Source organism: Limnospira sp. PMC 289.06, assembly GCF_032350395.1.
Taxonomy (GTDB): domain Bacteria; phylum Cyanobacteriota; class Cyanobacteriia; order Cyanobacteriales; family Microcoleaceae; genus Limnospira; species Limnospira platensis.
On sequence record NZ_JARPLC010000026.1, the window covers coordinates 26,706 to 32,699 of the forward strand.

A 5,994-nucleotide genomic window follows, 5' to 3' on the forward strand; every position below is an offset into this window, starting at 1 on the left:
GTAGGGTGTGTCAGAAATCCTGAATAATCATGAACAGATGAGGGGGAAAGACTGACGCACCAGAAATTTGTAGGGTGCGTCATAACTCCTGAATAATCATGAACAGATGAGGGCGAAAGACTGACGCACCAGAAGTCAAGTTAAGAATACTTATTTTTTAAGGCATCTCGCGCTTGTTCGCGGTCATCAAAATGGACTTTTTCCGTGCCCAGAATTTGATAATCTTCGTGACCTTTCCCAGCAATTAAGACACCATCGCCGGGTTGAGCCTCGTCGATAGCGGTGCGAATAGCTTTAGCCCGATCGCCAATTACTATAGGTTTAACATGATCAGGGATTCCGGCGAGAACATCCTGCAAAATGCGGTCAGGATCTTCGGTGCGGGGATTATCGGATGTGACTACCGCTAAATCGGATAAATCCGCCGCAATCTTACCCATTTTCGGGCGTTTAGTGCGATCGCGATCGCCCCCACAGCCAAACACACAAATCATCCGACCCGGAATAAACGGACGGGAGGCTTTCAGTAAATTTTCCAAACTATCAGGAGTATGGGCATAATCAACAATCACCGTAATATTCTGCTCTGGGGAAATCTGCACCCTTTCCATGCGACCAGGAACGCCGCCAAAGGCTGGTAGACAGTCCACCATAGCCGACAAATCCAAACCGAGAGCTAAACCCGCCCCCAAGGCTGCCAACAGGTTAGAGAGGTTATATTGACCGACTAAGGGTAGGGAAAAGGAAGCCGAGCCCATGGGGGTATGGAGAACTCCCTGAATACCTGTGGGTTGATAAACGAGGCTATCTGCCCATATATCGGCGCTAGGGTCACTGACGCTATAACTCCAAACGCGATCGCCCCCCAACCGTGCCATCAACTTTTTACCATAGTCATCATCAGCATTAATAATCGCCTTACCCTGGAGATAATCATCACTAAATAGCAAGGCTTTCGCCTCAAAGTAATCATCCATGGTGGGATGATAGTCTAGGTGGTCCTGAGTCAAATTAGTAAATACTGCCACCTGAAACGGACAGCCCAAAACCCGGCCCTGGTGTAAGGCATGGGAACTAACTTCCATCACCCCAAACTGGCAGCCTGCGCCTACTGCGTCAGCTAATTGGTGTTGAAGTTCCACCGCAAAGGGGGTAGTATGAACCGCGACTTCTTGAAACCCCGGCCAACGGGTGTAAAGGGTTCCCAGTAACGCTGTAGGTTTGTCAACGTTGGTTAGGAGAAATTCGATCAGGTGGGTGGTGGTGGTTTTGCCATTAGTTCCGGTCACCCCTACTAATTTAAGGGTTTGGGCGGGATGGTTATAAAATGCTGTGGCTATCTCAGCGCAGGCTTTGGTCATGTCGGCGGCGGGAATGACACAGGGAATGGTATCAGAGTCTGTCTCTGGTGGGGTGTTGCTGGCGGCGGACTGGGAAACTATGGCAGCTACGGCACCGGAGGCGATCGCACTTGGCCAAAAATCCCCCCCATCAACTCTTGTTCCCGGCATTCCTAAAAACAGATCCCCCGGCTTACAGGCGTGGGAGTTAGTCGCCAAGCCTGTGATTTCCATGTCTAAGGCGGGGTGATACTCTGGGGGTAATAAGTTGGGGTTGAGTAAATCTTTGAGTTTCACGGGTCAAACTCCTCACAATTTAATGATTGTTGTTAATCTAAATGTTTTAGCAATATTTTTGTAGGATTTGTTCCAACTGGTAGGCGGAAATACGGGGAGATGGTCTGGGGATGGGTTCTTCGGTCAGGCTGCGATCGCCACATTTATACAGGACTGGGACTTCATATTGATAGATTTCATACCAGTCTGGTCGGGTGGTGATGTCCCGAATTTCCAGGTCAAACTGACAGGGACTATTGCTATCTGCTTGAATTTCTTCGAGTTTCTCCTGGAGGTTTTCGCACAAATGACAGCCAGGTTTACTATAAAGTATGAGTTTCATTGATGACTAAAGTTCTGGGTTCAACCTATTATAATTAACTGGCAATTCGTTGGATATCTCCCGTGGGAATTGAGGCGATTAGTCGGCGGGTATATTCCTGTTGAGGATAGCGATAAATCTCCTCTGAGTCGCCGATTTCCTCGATTTTGCCTTGGTTCATGACTATGATGCGATCGCTCATGAATTTAACCACACTCAAATCATGGGAGATAAAGATATATGTTAGCTCAAACTCCCTTTGTAGCTCCTTCAGCAGGTTTAACACCTGGGCTTGTACAGAAACATCCAAAGCTGACACCGACTCGTCACAGATGATAAATTTCGGGTTTAAAGCCAGAGACCTAGCAATACAAATCCGTTGTCTTTGTCCTCCCGAAAATTCGTGGGGATAGCGTCTCATAAAGTCCGGGTTAAGTCCGACTCTTTCTAATAAATAAGCAGTGCGATCGCGTCTGTGTTTATAGTTACCTACTGAGTGAATTAACAGAGGTTCCATCACCGCATCCCCAATGGTTAAACGGGGGTCAAGGGAACTAAACGGGTCTTGGAACACAATTTGCATCTCCCGCCGCACCCACTTCATTTTTTGCTGAAATTCCCGGTGCTGGCGATAGTCTTTTAAACGATTCATCCAAGAACCCGAAGGCTGATAATTCGTAATATCTTCCCCCGCAAAAATCACCCGACCGCTATAGGGGAGAATCAGTTGTAAAATCGCCCTAGATAGCGTACTTTTACCGCAGCCAGACTCTCCCACTAATCCTAATGTTTCTCCCGGGAATACATCAAAAGATACATCATTAACTGCCATAAATAGCCTTTGAGTACCTCCTAAAACCCCAGGAATTTTGAATGCTACTCGCAAATTTTCCACCGATAACAACGGGGAATCATCCGGGTTTTCTGGAACCTTGGCGACCGTCTCTAGGGTATCATCGGGGATGTTTTCTTGATGGTCAATCACCCTAATTTCTGTGCCAGTTTCCGTAGTGACAACTTCCATAAAATCCGCAATGGTGGGAAGTTTTGCCCCCCGTCGGGTTTGTAAGGTGGGACGACAAGCCAGCAATCCCTTGGTGTAGGGATGTTGGGGGTTAGTGAACAGTTGATTAATCTGGTTTAATTCGACGATTTTACCCTGATACATGACCGCTACTGTATCGGCAATTTCCGCGATAACTCCGAAATCGTGGGTAATGAAAATCATCGACATTCCTCGGCGATCGCGCAATTCTCGCAGCAGGTCTAAAATAGTCGCTTGTACTGTTACATCTAAAGCCGTCGTCGGTTCATCAGCAATCAATAATGTCGGATTGCAGGAAATAGCCATCGCAATCATGACCCGTTGCAGTTGACCCCCAGAGAGTTCGTGAGGATAGCGATCGAGAAATGCTCGTTTTTGGTCATTTACCCGAGTTTGCCATTCCCGCTGTGAGGGCGGTTTATTAATATCATCATTCGGAGGAGTTTCTAACTGTAGTTGCTCAAGGATTTGCTCATCACTAGGTAATAGCTTCACTTCCTGCAATAAACTCGCCGCCTTCCATAATCCTTCGCGGGGGGTAATATCCTGATGCTGGCGGATAGCTTCAATCAATTGAAAACCAATCGTATAAACCGGGTTAAGGGAACTCATCGGTTCCTGAAATATCATAGAGATTTCACCGCCGCGAAATTGCTGCTTTTGCGATTCTGGTAGTTGTAGTAAATCTATCGCTGCTGTGCTATAATCTTTGCTATTAGCTTCAGCTTCATCCGCCTTGGGGTTTCCTGGCCAAAACCAGATTTCTCCCCCCACTTGAGATGTAGCCGGGGACAGCAACCCCATAATTGCTAAAGACGTGACAGATTTTCCTGACCCGGACTCCCCGACAATTCCTAGGGTCTGTCCGGGTTTGACCTGAAAGGAGATCTGATCGACGGCGCTTGTGGTTCTCTGGTCAGATTTAAACTGAACCTGTAGGCTTTTGACATCAAGGACAAAATCTGGCATGGTAGTGGGGAGTTTTCAGGACTTGGGGAAAATTTTTCCGATTTTAGCAGAATTGTTAAGAACTCTCACCGAATCCCATCGATAAGTACCGATTAGGGTAAAATAAATCCCGATTGTTCAGCCCAGGTGAAGATGCTCCCATGATTTCGAGTAACGATTTTCGCACAGGTGTCAGTATTGAATTAGACGGAACTGTGTGGCGGGTGGTAGAATTCCTCCACGTTAAGCCAGGAAAGGGTTCCGCCTTTGTCCGTACCAAACTAAAAAACGCACAGACGGGTAACGTCATGGAACGGACATTCCGGGCTGGGGAGACGGTTCCCCAGGCTAACCTGGAGAAAAAGACCATGCAACACACCTATAAAGATGGTGATGATTATGTGTTCATGGACATGGACACCTTCGAGGAAGCCCACCTAACTCCTGATCAGATTGGTAATGGGGTTAAATACCTGATCGAAGGTATGGAGGTTAATGTACTCTACTGGAATGACCAAGTCCTAGAGGTGGAACTTCCCAACTCCGTCAGCCTAGAAGTGACGGAAACAGATCCGGGAGTTAAAGGCGATACCGCGACGGGTGGAACGAAACCAGCTACCCTACAAACAGGCGCAACTGTGATGGTTCCTCTGTTTATTTCTGTGGGTGAGCGCATTCGCATTGATACCCGCAACGATAGTTATCAGGGTCGCGATTAATATTTCCAGTGTTAACCCAATTGCTGGGTAAGATGATGTGGGCGATCGCCCGTAATTTTAAACCATATTGTTTTTAGGGAGATATACCAACTGTGCAACTAGATCTCAACCAGCTTCGAGAACTGCTGGCTGACATCGATAAAACTAATATTTCGGAACTGACGCTCAAAAGTAGTGATTTTGAGTTGATGGTACGCAAAGGTGGCAGTTCTATCGATCGCCCGCTATCTTCTGTTGATGTCGCCCTCAGTGGTGGGTTTCCTAGTGCGGAGTTGGTGTCGCCTCCAGGGACGGTTTCTGCTGGCGATCGCTTATCAGAATCAACGGCCAGCAGCACCCAGACTACTGCCGCCACAGGAAAGGTTCCTAGTCCGGTTGACGCTAAATGGGTAGAGGTAACATCGCCCATGGTGGGAACTTTTTACCGTTCTCCGGCTCCTGATGAGCCTCCATTTGTGGATAATGGCGATCGGATCACTAGCGGTCAAACTGTCTGTATTATCGAAGCCATGAAGCTGATGAATGAAATCGAGGCGGAGGTTTCTGGTCAAATTATGGAAATTTTGGTAACCAATGGCGCACCTGTTGAATACGGACAACCCCTGATGAGGATCGACCCCGATTAATTGGTCCGGCGCGATAACATATCACTATATCAATCGGGAGAAATCAACTATGACTGAAGAAAATTCACCCAAGGACTCGGCTATTGTGGAACAAAATCAAGACAGCAGCCTAGTTCCCCAAGATGACACTACCCCCAGTCCGCCCAGTCTCGATGAAGTCCAAAAGGAAACCCAGGAACTAATGGATGCTATCCGACGGCTGGCTATCTCGGAAATGCAGGCGGCGGGGGATTTCTCCAGGGAGGCTTATATTCGCTCTGTGCGTAATGCTAGGACTACTCTGGAGCGCTTCCAAGGTGTCACCAAAGAACAGATGGAAATGTCGGTGAAAACCATTGAATCGGAAGCTGAGAAAAACTGGAAAGGAGTGCTTGAGGAGATGAATGAGTGGAGTAATCGCATCTGGAAAGCGGCTCAAGCAGCTTGGGATGTATTAACTGCTCCCCGTGACTCGTAGGGTGCGTCAGAAGGATAACCTATCGGGTGAACGGCAAATTTTATTCATCTGACGCACCACGCCTACAATTAATTATGGGCGGTGGGGCGGGTTTACCAAAACCCGGGTGGGGATGGATGATTGACGGCGGTGGGGCGGGTTTATTAAAACCCGGGTGGGGATGGATGATTGACGGCGGAGGCGCGCCCCTACAATTAATTATGGGCTAATTATCGGCGGTGGGGCGGGTTTATTCAAACCCGGGTGGGGATGGATGATTGA

7 protein-coding genes are annotated in these 5,994 nt (G+C 47.9%); 4 read left to right on the forward strand and 3 right to left on the reverse strand.

What is annotated here, in order from left to right; all coding sequences use genetic code 11:
* Nucleotides 1-140: 140 nt before the first annotated feature.
* The 3 genes from P5674_RS08170 to P5674_RS08180 are packed head-to-tail and all read right to left on the reverse strand — an operon-like array spanning nucleotide 141 to nucleotide 3,952.
* Nucleotides 141-1,637 carry a UDP-N-acetylmuramoyl-L-alanyl-D-glutamate--2,6-diaminopimelate ligase gene (locus tag P5674_RS08170; RefSeq protein WP_014277151.1) on the reverse strand — a complete coding sequence of 499 codons (1,497 nt, stop codon included), beginning with the start codon at nucleotides 1,635-1,637 and terminating at the stop codon, nucleotides 141-143.
* A gap of 46 nt (nucleotides 1,638-1,683) precedes the next feature.
* Nucleotides 1,684-1,959, reverse strand: coding sequence for a glutaredoxin family protein (locus P5674_RS08175; protein WP_006619606.1), 276 nt, complete (start codon nucleotides 1,957-1,959; stop codon nucleotides 1,684-1,686).
* 34 nt (nucleotides 1,960-1,993) lie between these two features.
* Nucleotides 1,994-3,952, reverse strand: a complete 1,959-nt coding sequence (locus P5674_RS08180; protein ID WP_014277152.1) for an ABC transporter ATP-binding protein — start codon at nucleotides 3,950-3,952, stop codon at nucleotides 1,994-1,996.
* 140 nt (nucleotides 3,953-4,092) lie between these two features.
* Between P5674_RS08180 and efp the strand changes: the two genes are divergently transcribed.
* The 4 genes from efp (at nucleotide 4,093) to P5674_RS08200 (ending at nucleotide 5,942) form a co-directional block, all read left to right on the forward strand.
* Nucleotides 4,093-4,650 carry an elongation factor P gene (efp, locus tag P5674_RS08185; RefSeq protein WP_006619604.1) on the forward strand — a complete coding sequence of 186 codons (558 nt, stop codon included), beginning with the start codon at nucleotides 4,093-4,095 and terminating at the stop codon, nucleotides 4,648-4,650.
* A 92-nt stretch (nucleotides 4,651-4,742) separates the two neighbouring features.
* A complete protein-coding gene (gene accB, locus P5674_RS08190; RefSeq protein ID WP_006619603.1) occupies nucleotides 4,743-5,276 on the forward strand; it encodes an acetyl-CoA carboxylase biotin carboxyl carrier protein in 534 nt (177 codons plus the stop codon).
* Nucleotides 5,277-5,325: 49 nt separating this feature from the next.
* Nucleotides 5,326-5,733 carry a hypothetical protein gene (locus P5674_RS08195; protein WP_014277153.1) on the forward strand — a complete coding sequence of 136 codons (408 nt, stop codon included), beginning with the start codon at nucleotides 5,326-5,328 and terminating at the stop codon, nucleotides 5,731-5,733.
* 26 nt (nucleotides 5,734-5,759) lie between these two features.
* Nucleotides 5,760-5,942 (forward strand): hypothetical protein, encoded by a 183-nt coding sequence (locus P5674_RS08200; RefSeq protein WP_315669924.1) that lies wholly within the window; start codon nucleotides 5,760-5,762, stop codon nucleotides 5,940-5,942.
* Nucleotides 5,943-5,994 lie beyond the last annotated feature (52 nt).